At 34.6% G+C, this 17367-nt stretch carries 16 protein-coding genes; 6 read left to right on the top strand and 10 right to left on the bottom strand.

From position 1 onward, the window contains the following. The first annotated feature begins 115 nt into the window (after positions 1 to 115). Positions 116 to 907, top strand: a complete 792-nt coding sequence (locus Q5N69_RS07150; RefSeq protein ID WP_304368178.1) for a class II glutamine amidotransferase — start codon at positions 116 to 118, stop codon at positions 905 to 907. Positions 908 to 989: 82 nt separating this feature from the next. Here Q5N69_RS07150 and Q5N69_RS07145 read toward each other — a convergent pair whose 3' ends face one another. From Q5N69_RS07145 to purM, 3 genes are all read right to left on the bottom strand, one after another. Further along, complete coding sequence (locus Q5N69_RS07145; RefSeq protein ID WP_304368177.1) at positions 990 to 1832, bottom strand: DUF3108 domain-containing protein; 843 nt, start codon at positions 1830 to 1832, stop codon at positions 990 to 992. Positions 1833 to 1922: 90 nt separating this feature from the next. Next, positions 1923 to 2567, bottom strand: coding sequence for a phosphoribosylglycinamide formyltransferase (gene purN / locus Q5N69_RS07140; protein WP_304368176.1), 645 nt, complete (start codon positions 2565 to 2567; stop codon positions 1923 to 1925). Positions 2568 to 2573: 6 nt separating this feature from the next. Beyond that, on the bottom strand, positions 2574 to 3620 hold the full coding sequence (gene purM / locus Q5N69_RS07135; protein WP_304368175.1) for a phosphoribosylformylglycinamidine cyclo-ligase: 1047 nt from the start codon (positions 3618 to 3620) through the stop codon (positions 2574 to 2576). A 160-nt stretch (positions 3621 to 3780) separates the two neighbouring features. Between purM and Q5N69_RS07130 the strand changes: the two genes are divergently transcribed. Further along, on the top strand, positions 3781 to 4878 hold the full coding sequence (locus Q5N69_RS07130) for a DUF2066 domain-containing protein (RefSeq protein ID WP_304368174.1): 1098 nt from the start codon (positions 3781 to 3783) through the stop codon (positions 4876 to 4878). Continuing rightward, positions 4875 to 5597, top strand: a complete 723-nt coding sequence (hda, locus tag Q5N69_RS07125; protein ID WP_304368173.1) for a DnaA regulatory inactivator Hda — start codon at positions 4875 to 4877, stop codon at positions 5595 to 5597. The genes Q5N69_RS07130 and hda overlap by 4 nt, the downstream gene beginning before the upstream one ends. A 63-nt stretch (positions 5598 to 5660) precedes the next feature. Here the strand turns inward: hda and Q5N69_RS07120 are convergent, their stop codons facing one another. The 4 genes from Q5N69_RS07120 to Q5N69_RS07105 all read right to left on the bottom strand — a co-directional run bounded on the left by Q5N69_RS07120 (position 5661) and on the right by Q5N69_RS07105 (position 10010). After that, positions 5661 to 7619 carry a hypothetical protein gene (locus Q5N69_RS07120; protein ID WP_304368172.1) on the bottom strand — a complete coding sequence of 653 codons (1959 nt, stop codon included), beginning with the start codon at positions 7617 to 7619 and terminating at the stop codon, positions 5661 to 5663. Between the two features lie 108 nt (positions 7620 to 7727). Then, positions 7728 to 8129: a DUF2069 domain-containing protein gene (locus Q5N69_RS07115; protein WP_304368171.1), complete on the bottom strand. Its 402-nt coding sequence runs from the start codon at positions 8127 to 8129 to the stop codon at positions 7728 to 7730. 16 nt (positions 8130 to 8145) lie between these two features. Next, positions 8146 to 8487 (bottom strand): arsenate reductase (glutaredoxin), encoded by a 342-nt coding sequence (gene arsC / locus Q5N69_RS07110; RefSeq protein WP_304368247.1) that lies wholly within the window; start codon positions 8485 to 8487, stop codon positions 8146 to 8148. A 71-nt stretch (positions 8488 to 8558) separates the two neighbouring features. Further along, entirely contained in the window at positions 8559 to 10010 is a 1452-nt protein-coding gene (locus tag Q5N69_RS07105) for a M48 family metalloprotease (RefSeq protein WP_304368170.1), read from the bottom strand. Positions 10011 to 10701: 691 nt separating this feature from the next. Between Q5N69_RS07105 and Q5N69_RS07100 the strand changes: the two genes are divergently transcribed. The 3 genes from Q5N69_RS07100 (at position 10702) to Q5N69_RS07090 (ending at position 14422) form a co-directional block, all read left to right on the top strand. Then, complete coding sequence (locus tag Q5N69_RS07100; RefSeq protein WP_304368169.1) at positions 10702 to 10923, top strand: sulfurtransferase TusA family protein; 222 nt, start codon at positions 10702 to 10704, stop codon at positions 10921 to 10923. A gap of 8 nt (positions 10924 to 10931) precedes the next feature. Beyond that, positions 10932 to 12020 carry an AI-2E family transporter gene (locus Q5N69_RS07095; RefSeq protein WP_304368168.1) on the top strand — a complete coding sequence of 363 codons (1089 nt, stop codon included), beginning with the start codon at positions 10932 to 10934 and terminating at the stop codon, positions 12018 to 12020. Positions 12021 to 12394: 374 nt separating this feature from the next. Next, complete coding sequence (locus Q5N69_RS07090; protein ID WP_304368167.1) at positions 12395 to 14422, top strand: TonB-dependent receptor; 2028 nt, start codon at positions 12395 to 12397, stop codon at positions 14420 to 14422. A gap of 207 nt (positions 14423 to 14629) precedes the next feature. Here the strand turns inward: Q5N69_RS07090 and Q5N69_RS07085 are convergent, their stop codons facing one another. The 3 genes from Q5N69_RS07085 to hflD all read right to left on the bottom strand — a co-directional run bounded on the left by Q5N69_RS07085 (position 14630) and on the right by hflD (position 17362). Next, on the bottom strand, positions 14630 to 15040 hold the full coding sequence (locus tag Q5N69_RS07085; RefSeq protein WP_304368166.1) for an acyl-CoA thioesterase: 411 nt from the start codon (positions 15038 to 15040) through the stop codon (positions 14630 to 14632). 287 nt (positions 15041 to 15327) lie between these two features. After that, positions 15328 to 16698: an adenylosuccinate lyase gene (purB, locus tag Q5N69_RS07080; RefSeq protein WP_304368165.1), complete on the bottom strand. Its 1371-nt coding sequence runs from the start codon at positions 16696 to 16698 to the stop codon at positions 15328 to 15330. A gap of 46 nt (positions 16699 to 16744) precedes the next feature. After that, on the bottom strand, positions 16745 to 17362 hold the full coding sequence (gene hflD / locus Q5N69_RS07075; RefSeq protein ID WP_304368164.1) for a high frequency lysogenization protein HflD: 618 nt from the start codon (positions 17360 to 17362) through the stop codon (positions 16745 to 16747). Positions 17363 to 17367: the final 5 nt, after the last annotated feature.

Below are 17367 nucleotides of genomic sequence, written 5' to 3'. Positions count from 1 at the left end.
TTCATCTAGTAATACGAAGCTATTAACTGTTAAGACCAATTAATAATAGTAAATATCATTATTTATACCTAATTTATTATTTTAGCCCATTTTTGTGTTGTGAGGAGTATTAATCATGTGTGAATTATTGGCGATGAGTGCCAATGTCCCCACGGATATTTGTTTTAGCTTTAGCGGTTTAATGCAAAGAGGCGGAAATACAGGACCACATAAAGATGGTTGGGGTATTACTTTTTATGAAGGTAAGGGCTGTCGAAGTTTTAAAGATCCTTTGCCGAGTTCAGCTTCTCCTATTGCAAAGTTGGTGACTGAATATCCCATTAAAAGTGAATCTGTCATTTGTCATATAAGGCAAGCTAATTCCGGTGGCATTAGCTTAGAGAATACACATCCTTTTACTCGTCAAATTTGGGGGCGTCACTGGACTTACGCCCATAATGGACAATTAAAAGATGTTCATAATAAGTTAGCCGTTAAATATCATATACCTGTTGGTGAAACTGACAGTGAGTTTGCTTTTTGCTGGTTGTTAGATCAAATTCATATTAAATATGGTGCTAAACAACCTGATGATATTGAGTTATTTACTTATATCGCTAGTTTAAGCGAAGAGCTAAATAGTCATGGTGTATTCAATATTATTATTACTAATGGTGAATGCCTGTTTGCTTATTGTGATAACAATTTACATTGGATCACTCGTAAGGCTCCTTTTGGGAAAGCCAGCTTAATAGACGCTGAAATGGAAGTGAATTTTAATCAAGAAACAACAGACAACGATATAGTGACGGTTATTGCTACGCAGCCATTAACTAATGATGAAGAATGGCACAAAATGTCTAAAGGGCAGTGGCATTTATTCAAACTAGGTTGCTCAATCGCATGTGGTGAAGAATTAAACAATTAGCTTAGTGGATTTGTTCTGGCTATCGATCTAAAAAGGCGAGTATTTATAAAATACTCGCCTTTTATTTTTACTTATTTAAATGTTATTTATTAAGTTCAGCAACTGGTGCTAACACTTTATGTGTTTCTTTTTGCTTGTCTGGGGCTGAATAAGTTTCTACCGCAGTTAATTGAGCTTCAAATTGTTCTGTTCCACCTTTAGCTTGGTAAAGCCTGACTAATAAGTAATTTAGTTCAGGAGCAAACCAGGCATAAGTTACACGTTCTTTTTCTGTAACTTCTCGTTTTAGTTTGATGGTTTTAACTAAACCGTAAGGCAGCATTAAATCTTCAGTTCCATCGTATTCATAAGCATATTCTCTTATATCTCCTGACGTTCTGATAACAGGATAAACAAAGGTTTTTTGCTCAGGATTTTTAAGTAAATTCAGTCTGTGTTGTAAATGATAACTTAGACTATCTTGGACATTCTCAGGAAATTCTATTGGGAGTGTTTTCTTCTCTTTAATATTTGTACCTGAGTTATTCGCAATATCGTAAGACCATTCATAAAATTTATCTCGGCCTGTTCCTTCACGCGTGTATTTATAATGTTGAGGGATAACATGATTATTTTTTATAGTAACTATTGATTCTTCTGCGCGTTTGTCATCAAAAATCAACCATTCTATATCAGTCGAATAATTATAACGGTAGGTGTTATCAGATAATTTCTCTAACTCTCTAATTGCTGTACCGACTTGTTTTGATTTATGTAAAACAGAATAAGTAGCCTTAAAAGGTGTGACTAATGTGTCAGGAGAAGATAAATTAATTGGATCGAGTAATGGCTTAGCTTCACTGTCTGTTACTGTTTGAGTTGGTTGAGCTAAAGAATGTGAAGATACAGATAATAATAAAATACATGGGTAAAGGTGTTTTAACATTACATTTCCTAAAATGCAGTTTGCTTAAGCCTTGTTTTATAAACAAGAATAAAACATAAACAAAACTGCATCAATCAAATTAAACTATAGCTATTCTTCGCTAGCATAACCTGAAGCTGGAATGATATCACCATCAAATAATGCTTTTTCACCTTGCATAACTACGCGCTTTAAACAACACCACTTAACCACTAATGGATAAATACGGTGTTCTTGTTCGTGTATTCGGCTAGCTAAATCTTCAGCGGTGTCACCATCAAAAACAGGTACTTTAGCCTGCAAAATAACAGGGCCACCATCTAATTCTTCTGTAACATAATGCACACTAACACCATGTTCAGTGTCACCAGCATCAATTGCACGCTGATGAGTATTTAGACCTTGGTACTTAGGCAACAAAGATGGATGAATGTTCAATAATTTTCCTTGAAAATGTTGAACAAAAGCAGGAGTCAATATTCTCATAAAACCAGCAAGTACGATAACGTCTGGTTTATATTGGTCTATTACAGTAATGAGGGACTGATCATAAGCTTCTCTAGAATCAAAATCCTTATGAGATAACGTAGAGGTTTCTATATTGGCATCTTGAGCACGGGTTAGGCCATAGGCTGTAGGGATGTTAGATATAACACCCACTACTTTACCTGGGAAGCCATCAGTTTTGCAGGCGTCAATAATTGCCTGCAAATTAGTACCGCTGCCAGAAATTAAAACAACAATTCGGCTAGTCATTAATGATTAACCTTTATTGATAATAACTTGTTCTTCACCTGCTGGTAAATCGGTGATTGCACCAATATGCCAAGCTTTTTCGCCGTTATTGTTAAGTATTTCAATACTTTTTTCTAGCTCTTGTGCTGGAACAACAATGATCATACCTACCCCACAGTTGAATGTACGGTACATTTCGTGAGTCGTAATATTACCTTTTTCTTGTAACCAGTTAAAAATTTCAGGCCATTCCCAAGTACTTTCGTCAACAACCGCTTGAGCATTTTCTGGTAAAACTCTAGGAATGTTTTCCCAGAAACCACCACCAGTAATATGAGATAAAGCATGAACATTAACTTCTTTAAGTAGAGCTAGAACAGATTTAACATAAATTTTAGTTGGTTCAATTAAATGGTCGCCAATTGACTTTCCATTTAGTAATTCGTTTGTATCTGTATTGTTAACTTCTAACACTTTACGGATAAGAGAGTAACCATTTGAGTGAGCGCCTGAAGAACCTAAAGCAATAAGTTGGTCGCCAGATGCAACGGCACTTCCGTCTAATAAACGAGATTTTTCAGCTATACCTACACAAAAACCAGCTATATCGTAATCACCTGCGTGATACATACCTGGCATTTCAGCAGTTTCGCCACCCACTAGAGCACAACCAGATAAAACACAACCATCAGCAATACCTGAAACAACAGCAGAGGCTACTTCAACATCTAATTTGTCAGTTGCATAATAATCTAAGAAGAATAGTGGTTCAGCACCTTGAACTATTAAGTCGTTTACACACATAGCAACTAGATCAACACCAACTGTGTCGTGCTTTTTCAAATCAATAGCTAAACGTAATTTAGTACCAACACCGTCAGTGCCAGCAACCATTACAGGTTCTTTGTAACCTGTAGGGATTTGACATACAGAGCCAAACCCACCTAAGCCGCCCATAACTTCAGGGCGAGTAGTACGTTTAACGGCACCTTTAATATTTTCAACAAGTGCGTTACCTGCATCGATATCAACGCCAGCATCTTTATAGCTTAGGGATTGTTTTTGTTCACTCACAGTGGAGACCTCAATAAAATTACTAATGGGATGTTTGTGGCGCATATTCTATCAGCGCGAGGGCTTGGTGAAAATCTTTTAATAAATTATTTTAATATCTGCCTAAATATATCAACAATATGTTAATATTTTCACAATTATACTTTTAATTTATTTTGATATGTTTAGATATTGGATTGTTTTTACTCTTCTTTTTTTATGTAAATCAGCTGTTGCGGTTGAAGTAACTGATCTTTTCACCGCTAAAGTTGCTTTAAATTCACAAACACAGAAAGATCAAAACAGCGCACTCAAAGCTGCTTTAGAAGCTGTGCTAGTTAAGGTTTCAGGTGATGATGCAATATTATCAAACGAATTTATAAGGTCTGAAACACCTAGTTACGCAAAATATTTAACGCAGTTTAACTATATTAATGACAATGGTGAAACGCATCTTGTTGCTTCATTTGATGAAACACGTATCACTCAACTGTTTTTTCAACAGAACATTCCATTATGGGGACGACTTCGTCCACTCGTACTTTTTTGGATTGTGGTAGAAGATGGTTATTCGCGCCATGTTATTTCAGAAACTGATGAGTCACCTTTACATGATGAAATTTCTAAAATAGCAGAACAACGTGGTTTACCTGTTGTTTTACCGCTAATGGACTTAACGGATAATCAAAATGTTGAAATTCCTGATTTATGGGGACGCTTTATTGACCCTATAAAGCTTGCGTCTGAACGTTATGCTCCAGAATCAATTGTTATTATAAGAGTTTCTAAAAATAGGAATTCTTATTCTTTAGAAGATGTTACGCCTGAATGTGACATGGAGTGCTTACAAGCAAGTGTTACTATTGATTGGCATATTACTATGACTCAAAGTAATAAAGTTGTAACGGGTGATATTTACCAAGGTTTAGACGAACTTGCCTTAATTAAAAACGCCATGTCAGACATAACCAGCTTTATTTCGAAGAAATATGCCTTAACTACAGAAAGTGATCATGAGTTAATTATTGATGTAGCTAATATTGATTCTCTAGCTAAATATGTTGAAGTGAGTGAATTTCTTGAAAAGCTTTCAGCCATTAGCTCAGTGAAACTAATTAAAGCCGAAGGTAATAACAGACGTTTTTTACTAACATTAATTGGAACTCCTGAAAGTATTTTTGCTTCATTACAGCTCAATAATAAATTAAAACAATACATTGACCCATTAATTGGGCAACGTATTAATGAAGTACCTGTTTTTTATTGGGGAAATGAGTGAAATATACTTCACAATTGAGCTTGTCTGTTCAATTACCCGATGACGAAACTTTTCAAAGCTTTCAAAGTCAGGAAAATCAGCCTGTGGTTATTCAACTACAAGGATTTATTGATCTTCTTGTAAAGCAAGAGCCACATCCTACAGCGTTATATTTGTTTGGTATTAAAGGAGTAGGTAAGTCTCATTTGTTACACGCGAGTTGTGCTTATGCCGAACAGCTTGGTTTATCTTCATTAAACTTGTCTTTTAGTGAACTTGCTCAACTTTCAACAGAGATGTTCGACGGTTTAGAGCAGATAGATGTTATTTGTTTAGATGACATTCATTTAATTGCGGGCAATGATGACTTTGAACGAGCTGTATTTGATTTGTTTAATCGTGTGACTGAGCAGGGGAAGTGTCTTATTATTTCGGGTGATCAGAATGTTGGGAACTTAGATATTAAACTACCTGATCTGTTATCAAGATTAAGTTGGGGCTTAACAGAACAAGTTAAACCCATTCATGATGATGAAAAAATACTAGCATTACAATATAGAGCCGAACAAAGAGGCTTGATTTTAGCTAATGACTCAGCCAAATTTTTACTGACACGTTTATCAAGAGAAATGAGTAATTTGATCAGTGCTTTAGATGAATTAGATAAAGCATCAATTAGAGAGCAACGAAAAATTACTATTCCATTTATAAAAGATATTTTCCCTCATATTGGTTCGTAGTTTTTTAATTACTTTACGAGCTATTGAAGCCAAACATTTAAATTTATAAAGTTTAGAATAAGTCTATTTTTTGGGTAATGGCTTTTCTATAAATATTCCACCTAAGCCGTTTACCGGACGTGTGTTATTAGCTTCTTTAATTTGACTTGTTTTTTCTAGTGAAATACTCAAGTTAGCTTCATCCTTAAATAACAACTCAGGTGTGTTAATCGTACTTGCTGGGCTAATAGCTAAATTATCAATCCAAGTCTTTCCTGATTCCATGGCTATTGGCTCTGGTAAATTATCTATAACGAACTGATAATCTTCAAATTCAGGCAAAATGCGCTCTACAACAAATGCGATACGTGGCTTTATATTTTCTTCACCAATACGTCCACGTTGACCCCAATCAACAATATAATCACTTGCATAGCCACCGGCACCAACATAATTGGTTATGGCAACATCTCGGTCGATATCATATCTAGCTTTCATCATGAAACCATCAAATAGCATGGCGTAATCTTCATTGATACTTGAGTAATTATAAAATTGAGGTGCAGATTCAACAGAAAATAATTCGGTGATATCTGAAGGTGTGTAAGCCTTTTGTACATTAGTTGCCGATGTGCCATGAAAACTTACACTTGCTAAACTGCGCATTTCAGCCCCGTATAGCGGATAAGTAAAACTTAACAATTCGGATTGGATGGTATTTGGAATGGCATCAAGTATTTTTTGACTCTTGTCGATATTAAACCAATAACTTTTGGGAAAATAATCATTAGCGTGTGCCAGTTCGTGATACAAAAGGCTAATAATGCTGTAAACATTTTCTTCTAAATCGCGAGACCTTCTTGTATCTTCAGAAATATAAGTACTTAAATAGTCGTTGTTTTTTACATAACGCCAAGGTATATCAAACTGCAAATCACTACCAAATTCAGCTCTATAATCAGGTGCTTCGTTTAAAGTATCTCGTTCATCTATCGATAACCAAAAGTTATTGGCATCTAAGTAGATAGCGCCTGTAGCAGCCCAATAAAATGAGGGTATAACATCGTAAGATATTACAATCCCCGTGGTTGCTCTAAGCATATTTTTTAAATCGTTGTTTGTGTCATATAAAGTTAGAAATTCTTTAAATCTGTTACCCATCCACTCATGAGAAACAATAACGCGATCCATAATGTCGTCAACACTAGGAGTTGTTGTGTCGTGTGCAATTAAGGGTAAAGTATTTAACGTACATATATTACTCACCGTTATCTCATTGCTGTACAAACACTGTATTAGGTTATTTTTATACTGAGAGTTTTCGTTATAAACAAAAGTATCACTAATTCTTTCATCAAAAATAGCGCCATTTGAAATATCATTTTTATTTTCAATTAAAACAGCAACATTGTCTTTGTAGCTCGAATTTGCATTTGATGCGCTAACTTCAAAGGTTATAAATGTATCTTGTTCTACATCTGGCGCTGTAAAGAAAACGGCTGTTTTACCTGAACTTGATTCTGTAAAACTAACGCTAGGACCTGAAGTTTGTGTCCATGTTATCGAGTTTGTTGTTAGAGCTGAAGCTAAGTTAACTCTTAATGAAACATCTGCACCTTCAGAAACTACATGCCCCAAGCGTGCTGAGATAGCTGATATTTCATTTGAAACATCAAGCTCATGCACACGTGTTTCAGTACTACCTGATTGCGTTGTAAAGGTTACTTCAAATGTATAACTACCTGCACTGGTTGGAGTGAAGGCAATACCTTTACTATTCGGAGTTAAAAACGTAACAGCCTCACCTGAAGTTTGTTGCCAGGAAATGTTAGTTAATTCGGATTGTGGGAAATATAGAAATAAGTCAACGGCTTGGTTAATTGCAATGTCATCATCAAATTCATTGATGTCATTTTCATTTAACACAATTGAACTTGGTGTTGCGCTACTTACTGTATTATTAGCTGAATCGCTACCACCACCGCAAGCAGATAAGAATAGAACAGAAGTACTCAGGAGTAATAAATTAGTAGTCAGTTTCATTAAACGTCCTATTCTGGCTTAGACTGCGGGGATAAGTTATTAAATGGCTAAGCTTTATATAAGTTATATTTAACCTATAAAGTGGTCGATTAGCCATTGTTGAGAAAATTAAGCTTCTTCGTCCTTTTTCTTTCTTAGGCTTAAACCTAATTCTTGGCCTTTAAATTTCGCATAATAAGTACCGCCAAAGAACATTAAACTTGCGAATATTAATTCTATTATTGCCCAAAGGGTATCGTCTGCAGAAACCCATAATGTGGTTAACGAATGTAAAAAATAAATCATTACAATAAAGTTAGACCAAGCATAAGTAAAAGGATTACCTTGAAGCAGTCCTTTTAACGGGAATAGTAAAGGTAAAGTAAAAAAAACTAAAGATAATGTGATGCTTAAACCTTCAGAGGGATTAAGTACTACTAACCATAGCGGCATAAAAAATAGTAATCCAAAATATCCTGTTAAGGCGATATTTTTTAATGTACTAAGGGAAAAGGTTGTTGCTTTTATCATGTTGTTTTTTACTCAATTAAAACAAAGTTAATACGTTTTCTGGAGGCCTGCCAATAACAGCAGATGTAGCATTTGTTACGATAGGTCTTTCAATAAGCTTTGGGGTATTAACCATAGCTTCAATTAGAACTTCGTCACTTGCGCCTTTAAGGTTTTGCTCTTTAAATTCAGCTTCTTTTGTACGCATCATTTCAATAGGTGATATGTTTAGTAAATTAAGCAATTCATTAATTTGAGCTTTATTGAGTGGCGTTTTTAAATATTCTACAACAGTCACTTCTTTTTGTTTTTCTTCAATAAGTTGTAGCGTCTGTCTGCTTTTTGAACATCTAGGGTTGTGGTAAATAGTGTACATAATTAGCTCTTTTAATTTGATTTCAATATTGAATAGCAACAGGCTAAATAGTTAAGTATTTAGCCTGTTTAATTTTATAATCTTTTCAGTTTTTCTTCTTGTTCTCTTAGTTGCAGTATTCTCGCTTTTAGACGCTTTTGAAACAAGGGGGTATCCTTTGAAAATTTAATTCCATTTTGTAACTCGTCTATTGCTTTAGGGTAAATGCCCAATAAAACAAATACTTCAGCCTTTGCCGCATGCATTTGACCTATTTTATCTTGTTTTCTATAAATGGTGGTTAATAAGTCGTATGCAACAAAGTGCTCGGGTTGCGCAATTAATAAATCTTGTAAAACATTGCTCGCTTGATCCAATTGATTTGCTTCTTGCAAAACATTGGCATAGTTAAGAGCCACAATTTGATTGTTCGGCATAAGCGAGTTTAGTCGACTAAGTAAAGTAATAGCTTTATCAAATTGTTTGGTTTCAATATACACATCTGAAAGAACATCTACATAATAAAGGTTATTAGGATCAGCTTGCAGCAAAGTCTCTAATATTTCTCTCGCCTTAATAGCTGATTTATTTTCATAATGAGAAATAGCTAACCCATAAAGTGCCGCCTCTTTGATTTTGTAATCTTCAGTTCTTAATAAATCTTCAAACCTACTTACGTTGGCTTTTGAGTTGTTTTCGTATCGTGCTGTTATTCTTGCCTGAGTTAATTCAAAGGCTAAACTTGGTTTTAGATTAACACTAGGGTAGTTTTGTGCTCTGATCCGAGCGTCTGAAACACGTGAGTCAGGCAACGGATGCGTTAATAACATCGCTGGTACTTTACTTACGTACCTATATTGTTCAGCCATTTTACCAAAAAAGTTAGGAGCGCCTTGCGGATCAAAACCACTATTTGCTAGTAAGGCGATGCCTACACGATCGGCTTCTTTTTCGTTACCACGTGTATAGTTAATACCTGCTTGTTGAGTTAAAGCGAGTGAGGTACTTAATGCTGCCATGCCTAATCCAGGGTTTACCAAAGCGAGTAATATACCACTGGCTATACCTGCCATTGATAAAGATTGAGTTCTGGTTTGTTCTTCGAGTCTTCTCGCTAAATGTCGTTGAGTTACATGAGATATTTCATGTGCAATAACTGACGCTAATTCACTTTCATTGGCTGCTGTGGTTATTAATCCACTATGTATACCAATATGCCCACCGAAGAATGCAAAGGCGTTTAATTCCTTTGAATTAATAATAAAAAATTCAAAGGCGTAATTGACATCATTAGCATTCTTAACAAGTAAATTTCCTAAACTATTAATGTATTCACTGAGTACGGGATCATGCAATATAGGTTGTGATGCTCGAAGTTGTCTCATCATTGCATTACCAATCAGTTGCTCTTTATCTATAGATAAAGCGCTAAATCCGGCTGCACCAATTGAAGGTAATTTATTTTTGCTATCTTGAGCAAATATTGGAGCCGTTGTTAGAGCTAGTGATAGCCCCATCGATAATATTAATTTTTTTGTTTTTAACATACTTATAATTAATTTTTTTGATTTAAGATTTAGACTCGTAATAAATATTAAAATCAATAACCTCTAGTAATATGTAGAAATAACAGCGCACCTTTAATTTATACCTTACATAACTAGGTATTAATGCACAATAATATCAAAATAAGTGAAAACTTGTTGGTGTAATTATTCTTAACTTATTTTGTAAATAAACTGCTTATACATGTATTTGAAACTAAACCTTTTAGCAGTATTTACATAACTTTTATTAAATACTAATCTCAAAACATAGTGTAATAATGAGTAGACCTTGTAAATTGTCTTTTTGTTACATTTCATTAGCTACAATTTAAGACAATTAGTTTGAACTCTTGATAAACACAGTTGGAATATAATTTGTTGATTTAAAGATACTTTCTACAGCAAACAATATAATCCAAGTTGTTAAATAAGTTTTACTTCTTTTATGTCAAAATTTAGTTTATTTGCATCAGTTTTATTAACGACAAATATGTTGATAACAATAAAAATAATGCCAAAATGGAATTAAATAAAAAATTAAGAAATAGTTACTTATTTTGAATGTAGGTTTAATTATTTATATATCCGATAAGTCTGTTATATGTTAACTTTTGTCATTGTTTTTAAATCAATTTCTCTATACTTTAAAGAGCCTTTTAAATATAAAGTTAAAGGAGGTAAGTTAGCGTTTATGTTACACAAATACGATGCAACAAATGAAAAGTGTCCACTTCCTTTAGTTAAGATGCGCGTGATTTTAAAAAAAATGCAAACTAATGATAAATGTTTGATTAGTATTGCTGATAAAGGTTCAAAAAATGATATCCCTAAGTATTTAACTCAAGCAGGATATCCATTCTCAAGTACAGTATCAGCTAGTGGTATTGTCGAATTACTGATAGAAAACAGGTAAATTTATTTATGGTTCAACTTTTCACTAATTGGTATAAACGTCACTTTTCAGATCCAAGTGCTATCGCATTAGTAATGGTTTTAATTAGTATTTTTCTATTCGTCTATTTTTTTAGTCATCTATTAATGCCTGTTTTTGTGGCTATTGCTATTGCATTTTTACTCGATTTACCCGTAAATAAATTACAGAAGATTGGTGGCTCGCGTACAGGTTCAGTTAGTATTGTTGTATGTGCCTTTGTCACTTTAACCCTAATGACTATGCTAGGTTTAGTACCGGTGATGTGGCAACAAACGAGTAATTTAGTGCAAGAATTTCCTCATATGTTATCTGAGGGGCAAACGTATTTATTAACGTTACCTGATAAATACCCGGAGATTGTAACGCCTGATCAAATTGAAAGTATGATCAAAATGGTGAACGAGAAACTAATAGAATGGGGTAAAGTTATTTTAAAAGCTTCGTTAAATTCTATTTCTGACTTAGTCGCTTTAATGATTTACCTTATTCTTGTGCCTTTAATGGTGTTTTTCTTTTTGAAAGATAAAAAAGCATTACTGCTAAATATCACTAAATTCTTACCTAAAGACAGAAGAATGGCGTTGCAGGTGGGTAATGAAATGAACCAACAGATCATGAATTACATCCGCGGTAAGGTTATTGAAATACTCATTATTGGTATAACCTCAACTGTAGCCTTTATATTCTTAGGTCTTAATTATGCGGTATTACTTGGTGTGTTAGTTGGGTTGTCAGTACTTGTACCGTTTGTAGGGGCGACTATTGTTACATTGCCTGTTGTGCTTGTAGCTTTATTTCAGTTTGGAGTATCGGCTGAGTTTGGTTATGTGATGTTAGCTTACGGTATAATTCAAGTGCTAGATGGTAATTTATTAGTACCTTTATTGTTTTCAGAAGCTGTTAATTTACATCCCGTTACTATCATTATCGCGGTAATCTTCTTTGGCGGATTATGGGGATTTTGGGGCGTGTTCTTTGCTATACCTTTGGCGACGTTAGTTAAAGCCATTTTGAACGCTTGGTCTTATACTCAAACTGAGTTATTAGAAGAGAGTAAAGAAAGTCATGTTGTGTAATTGAGGCATGGCTTGAGTAATATAGCTAATAGTGAACTCTTTTAGTTAACACTCAAATATTTTTTGGATTCCTAATTATTTATCATGCTGGATACAGCAGTCATTTTATGAAATGACTGCTGTGTTTAAGTTAATGGTTACGTGCTATTAGAGTAAGATTCTTTTATATAAAATCATGCTTCACCTACATGAGTTCATTGTGGTTAGTTTAACCTCTAAACTAATATGTATGATGATTACCAAAATAAGGAAACAATGTGCAGTTTAAAGGGGAGCCATTGAGCTAAAATTTGTTTTAATATAACATTCACTTATCAAATAAGAGCAATAGATTTTGCTTTTCTAATCTTGTTTATAATAGTCTTCTAATACCAATGAAAAAATTATTTAGTTTATCCCTTATTGCCCTTTCTAGCGGTGTTTTAGCTGATGGTGCGAACTTAGAGCATTTTGTTGTATATGGTAAGCAATCTTACTTAATAGGTAATTCATTATCAGCGTCACAGGGCGTTGTAGGATATGGAGATATAGATCAACGACCTATGCTAAGGGCTGGCGAAGTCCTCGAATTTGTTCCTGGAATGGTAGTAACTCAACATAGCGGTTCAGGTAAAGCCAATCAGTATTTTTTACGTGGTTTTAACCTTGACCATGGTACAGATTTTAGCGTTAGCTTGGATGGCATGCCTGTAAATATGCGCACCCATGGTCATGGCCAGGGCTATACCGACTTAAACTTTATTATTTCTGAATTTATTCAACAAATTGATTATCAAAAAGGTCCATATCAAGGTACGCAAGGTGACTTCTCTACTGCTGGTTCCGCTAATTTTTCTTTAATGTCGATTATTAAGCAACCTTTAGCAAAAGTTGAATTAGGTGATAATGGTTATCAACGTATTGTGGTTGGTAACAACTTACTGATTAATAAAGGTAACTTAGCTTTTGGAGCTGAAATTCAAAGTAATGATGGGCCTTGGACTGATATTAACGAAAATGTAAATAAAAAGAATTTATTTACTCGTTATCAGCATGTTGTTGCGGGTGGATTATTAAATGTGACTTTGTTGGGTTATGACAATAGTTGGAATTCCGCAGATCAAATTCCTGAACGTGCAATTTCTTCTGGCTTTATAGATGAATTTGGTTCTATAGATACAACCGTAGGTGGTGAATCAAGCCGCTACAGCTTGTCTATGAACTGGCAAAACTCAGATTGGATACTTTCGGCTTATGCAATAGCAAGTAAGTTAGATTTATTTTCAAATTTCACTTATTACTTAGATGATCCTGTAAATGGTGATCAATTTGAACAAGTAGATGATCGCAATATATACGGTGCAAATATTACTAAAATAATTAATACCAATATTGGTAATTCACATTTACACCATAAAGTTGGTATTGATGTTCAATATGATGATATTTCTGAAGTGGGTTTATATAAAACTAAAGAGAGAGAACGTTTATCTGCGATACGTACCGATGCTGTTAATGAATATTCAGCTAGCTTATTTTATACTGTAGATGCCTATTTAGACGATAACTGGATCTTAAATGGTAGTGTTCGACATGATTTTCTTTCTGTAGATGTGGATAGTGATTTAGCTGTAAATAGTGGTAATGCGAATGATCATATAACCAATTTTAAAGCAGGACTAAGTTATGTTATTAACGACCAGTGGCAGGCTTATACCAACATAGGTCAATCTTTTCATTCGAATGATGCTCGTGGTGTCGTCATCAATGAAGATCCTACTACAGGTGAAAGTGCAGACCCCGTTGATTTATTAGTGCGTGGTCAAGGCGGCGAATTTGGCTTTAGAGTATCTTCTCTGAATGAATATAATGCATCGCTGTCATTTTGGTATTTAGAAAATGATTCTGAATTAGTGTTTGTTGGCGATGCAGGAAATACCGAAGCAAGTAGAGCATCTGTTCGTAAAGGTGTCGAGTTTGCGAGTAATATTTGGTTAACTACTTTCCTTACTGCTGATGTTGAATTAGCAATGACTCATTCTCGTTTTAGTGAAGACGCTGATGACGAAGGAAATTATATTGACGGTTCGTTACCGTTTGTTGCTAGTGTGGGACTTAACTGGCAATACAATAGAGAATTAAAAACTAATTTACGTATTCGTCATTTTGGCAAACGTACTTTGGATAGCTTTAACGAGAATCAATCAAACAGTTTTACTGTTGTTAATGCAAATGCAGAATATGAGTTAGATGACTGGAAGTTTGATTTATCTATGCTTAATTTATTAGACAGTAATCATCATGACATTGATTATCTTTATACAAGTAGATTGTTAGGAGAAGCGCAAGAAGGTGTTGAAGACAATCATTATCATCCCATTGAGCCACGAACAATACGTTTAGGCGTAAGCTATTTATTTTAATTGAAGTCTTTGCTTTAACGAACTATTACTGTGTTGTCGCATAGTAATAGTTCATTTATCAAGAACGCTGTATTACGAAAGCTTTGAGTGTTCATAAAAGTAATGACTTCAGTTAATGTGGCATATCTAATACCATAAGGTTAATATTCTTTGCCCTGAGTTAATTGAAGACTTTTTACCTAACAAAGCTAATACATTACTCGCTTACTACTCACTTATAGAAAGTAAATCTTCTGATTTTTTTGTTTCTAAATCTACACTTGTTTTTCCGTGTGGAACTGGCTTTTTAGTATCAGGATTAACTCTTACAAAAACAATATCATCAGCCATGCAGATAACTGATTTAGTGGCTTTATTTCTTACAATACAAGTTACTGTAATAGACGTCCTACCTATTTTCTTCGTTTCTAAACCAAACTCTACAACATCGCCTTGTATAGCTGGAGACTCAAAAGATATTTCACCAATGTGTTTCGTTACCAAGCAATTTGTTTCTAATTGACAAATAGCATAAATTGCAGCTTCTTCATCAATCCATTCTAATATTCTGCCACCAAATAATGCATTGGCATAATTTAGGTCATTTGGCATGATCAGCCTTCTAGATAAAAATCTCACTTATTTTCTCCTTAATATTCAATTTGATATCAGTATAGCGGTTGTTTGCAATTTGTTTGTTATCAAATATCAAAAGATTGGTATTAATGAATATAGTATTTATTAGAGGGAGTAGAGGCTGACGTTTGAGGTGAGTTAACTCTATTAAAAGGGGGCTGATGTGAAAATATGAGCCGAGTAACTTTAGTTCACTACTTAATTAAAACATCATAGCGAAATTAAAAAAAAGGCTAAGTCATACAACTTAGCCTTTAGATGTTCTTAATTTTTATTAACTCGCGAGTTAATTAGTCTAGTTCAGCAATAAAACTAATAGCGCGACCAATATAAGAAGCCGGAGTCATAAGAGCTAATTCATCTTTAGCTGACTGAGGCATATCTAATGTAGCGATAAACTCACGCATTGAATCAGCATTAACACGTTTTCCACGCGTTAATTCTTTTAGTTTTTCGTACGGCTTTTCAATACCGTAACGACGCATAACCGTTTGAATTGGTTCTGCTAAAACTTCCCAGTTCTTATCTAACTCGTCTAATAACGCTTGCTCGTTAACTTGTAACTTACTGATGCCTTTTAAAGTCGCACCGTAAGCGATTAATGCATGACCAAAACCAACACCTAAGTTACGTAAAACTGTAGAGTCAGTTAAGTCACGTTGCCAGCGAGATACTGGTAATTTTTGCGCTAAGTGACCTAAAATCGCATTAGCAATACCTAAGTTACCTTCTGAGTTTTCGAAATCAATTGGGTTAACTTTATGAGGCATTGTTGAAGAGCCAATTTCGCCAGCAATTGTTTTTTGTTTAAAATGACCAAGTGCAATATAACCCCAAACGTCACGATCGAAATCGATTAGGATAGTGTTAAATCTTGCTACTGCATCAAATAACTCTGCAATATAATCATGCGGTTCAATTTGTGTGGTGAACGCATTCCAAGTTAAACCTAATGAAGTAACAAATTCGTTTGAAAACTGGTGCCAATCAACTTCAGGGTAAGCAGAGATGTGGGCATTGTAGTTACCAACAGCACCGTTAATCTTACCTAACATTTCTACTGCAGCAATTTGGTCTCGTTGGCGTTTTAAACGTACGTAAACGTTAGCCATTTCTTTACCCATAGTACTAGGTGAAGCAGGCTGGCCATGTGTACGACACATCATTGGCATTGTTTGGTATTCAACAGCTAGCGCTTTTATTTCTGCTAAAATTTCATCCATAACAGGTAATAATACGGTAGTGCGACATTCAGTTAACATTAAACCATGAGATAAGTTGTTAATATCTTCAGAAGTACAAGCAAAGTGAATAAATTCTGTAACCGCGTTTAATTCTGCGTTATCAGCTATTTTATCTTTTAAGAAATATTCAACCGCTTTAACATCGTGGTTTGTTGTGGCTTCAATTTTCTTGATGCTTAATGCATCTTCTTCTGAGAAGTTGTCAACGATAGCGTTTAAGACAGCATTAGCTTCGCTGCTGAATGCTGGAACTTCAGCTATTTCAGCCGTTTCTGCTAATTTTTGTAACCAACGTACTTCAACAGTAACGCGGTATTTGATTAAACCAAACTCACTGAATATAGGACGTAAGGCTTTAGTTTTGCTGCCATAACGACCATCAACTGGTGATATAGCACTTAATGCTGAAAGTTCCATGATATTTCCCAAATTAAATTAAATAGTAGTTTTTAAAACAACAGCATTAAGCTATTTGTTTTAGTAATGTTTCTGCGCATCCAACTATTTTTGAACGAGCAAATAAAATATTTCGACGCTTACCGCCAACTTGTCTCCATAATACTGCTGAACGTATACCAGCTAATAATAAAGCTCTAATTCTATGTTGATTGATTGGTTGCTTTAAAATGTCAGGTTCACCTGCTACTTGGATTGGTGTACCTAATGGGCTGATGATATCGCTATATATACTGGCAATACTTGAGATAAGGGTTTCGCTATTTATTTCATAGTGAGCTAATTGACGTTCACATTGTTCGATTCTGTCACCAAGGGCAGACATCTTTTTATTGTTTTTGCTTAGTCGGCGCTCTAAAGCTAATAAACTTACAACATATCGCGTAAGTTCAGGATCTTTATTTTTTGATTGATTACCTAAATGTTGAACTAAGGTATTAAGCCCAACTTTTAAATTGGCAAGGTCGTTACCATATACATCTAAAGTACTTGAAGGCGAAGTGTTCATTATGCTGTTAAGCAAGATGGTTAGTTCAGCTTCATCTATTTGGCCAGATCGAGAGAGTTTTTGAACCCAGTAGGCTACTTGGCATATGGCTGCTAATGTGAGAGTTTGTTCTTTCATTATAA

Origin of the sequence: Pseudocolwellia sp. AS88, from assembly GCF_030551755.1 — a bacterium.
In the GTDB taxonomy this organism is placed as follows: domain Bacteria; phylum Pseudomonadota; class Gammaproteobacteria; order Enterobacterales; family Alteromonadaceae; genus Pseudocolwellia.
Note: the sequence above shows the minus strand (reverse complement) of the source record. Positions and strands in the feature narration are given on the sequence as shown.

Bases quoted from the DNA above. Each gene is read 5' to 3' on its own strand.
- Q5N69_RS07095 (WP_304368168.1), top strand. From the start codon at position 10,932: ATGGTTCAACTTTTCACTAATTGGTATAAACGTCACTTTTCAGATCCA.
- purN (WP_304368176.1), bottom strand. From the start codon at position 2,567: ATGACTAGCCGAATTGTTGTTTTAATTTCTGGCAGCGGTACTAATTTG.
- purB (WP_304368165.1), bottom strand. From the start codon at position 16,698: ATGGAACTTTCAGCATTAAGTGCTATATCACCAGTTGATGGTCGTTAT.
- Q5N69_RS07150 (WP_304368178.1), top strand. From the start codon at position 116: ATGTGTGAATTATTGGCGATGAGTGCCAATGTCCCCACGGATATTTGT.
- Q5N69_RS07145 (WP_304368177.1), bottom strand. From the start codon at position 1,832: ATGTTAAAACACCTTTACCCATGTATTTTATTATTATCTGTATCTTCA.
- Q5N69_RS07130 (WP_304368174.1), top strand. From the start codon at position 3,781: ATGTTTAGATATTGGATTGTTTTTACTCTTCTTTTTTTATGTAAATCA.
- Q5N69_RS07090 (WP_304368167.1), top strand. From the start codon at position 12,395: ATGAAAAAATTATTTAGTTTATCCCTTATTGCCCTTTCTAGCGGTGTT.
- hflD (WP_304368164.1), bottom strand. From the start codon at position 17,362: ATGAAAGAACAAACTCTCACATTAGCAGCCATATGCCAAGTAGCCTAC.
- Q5N69_RS07120 (WP_304368172.1), bottom strand. From the start codon at position 7,619: ATGAAACTGACTACTAATTTATTACTCCTGAGTACTTCTGTTCTATTC.
- Q5N69_RS07105 (WP_304368170.1), bottom strand. From the start codon at position 10,010: ATGTTAAAAACAAAAAAATTAATATTATCGATGGGGCTATCACTAGCT.
- Q5N69_RS07100 (WP_304368169.1), top strand. From the start codon at position 10,702: ATGTTACACAAATACGATGCAACAAATGAAAAGTGTCCACTTCCTTTA.
- Q5N69_RS07115 (WP_304368171.1), bottom strand. From the start codon at position 8,129: ATGATAAAAGCAACAACCTTTTCCCTTAGTACATTAAAAAATATCGCC.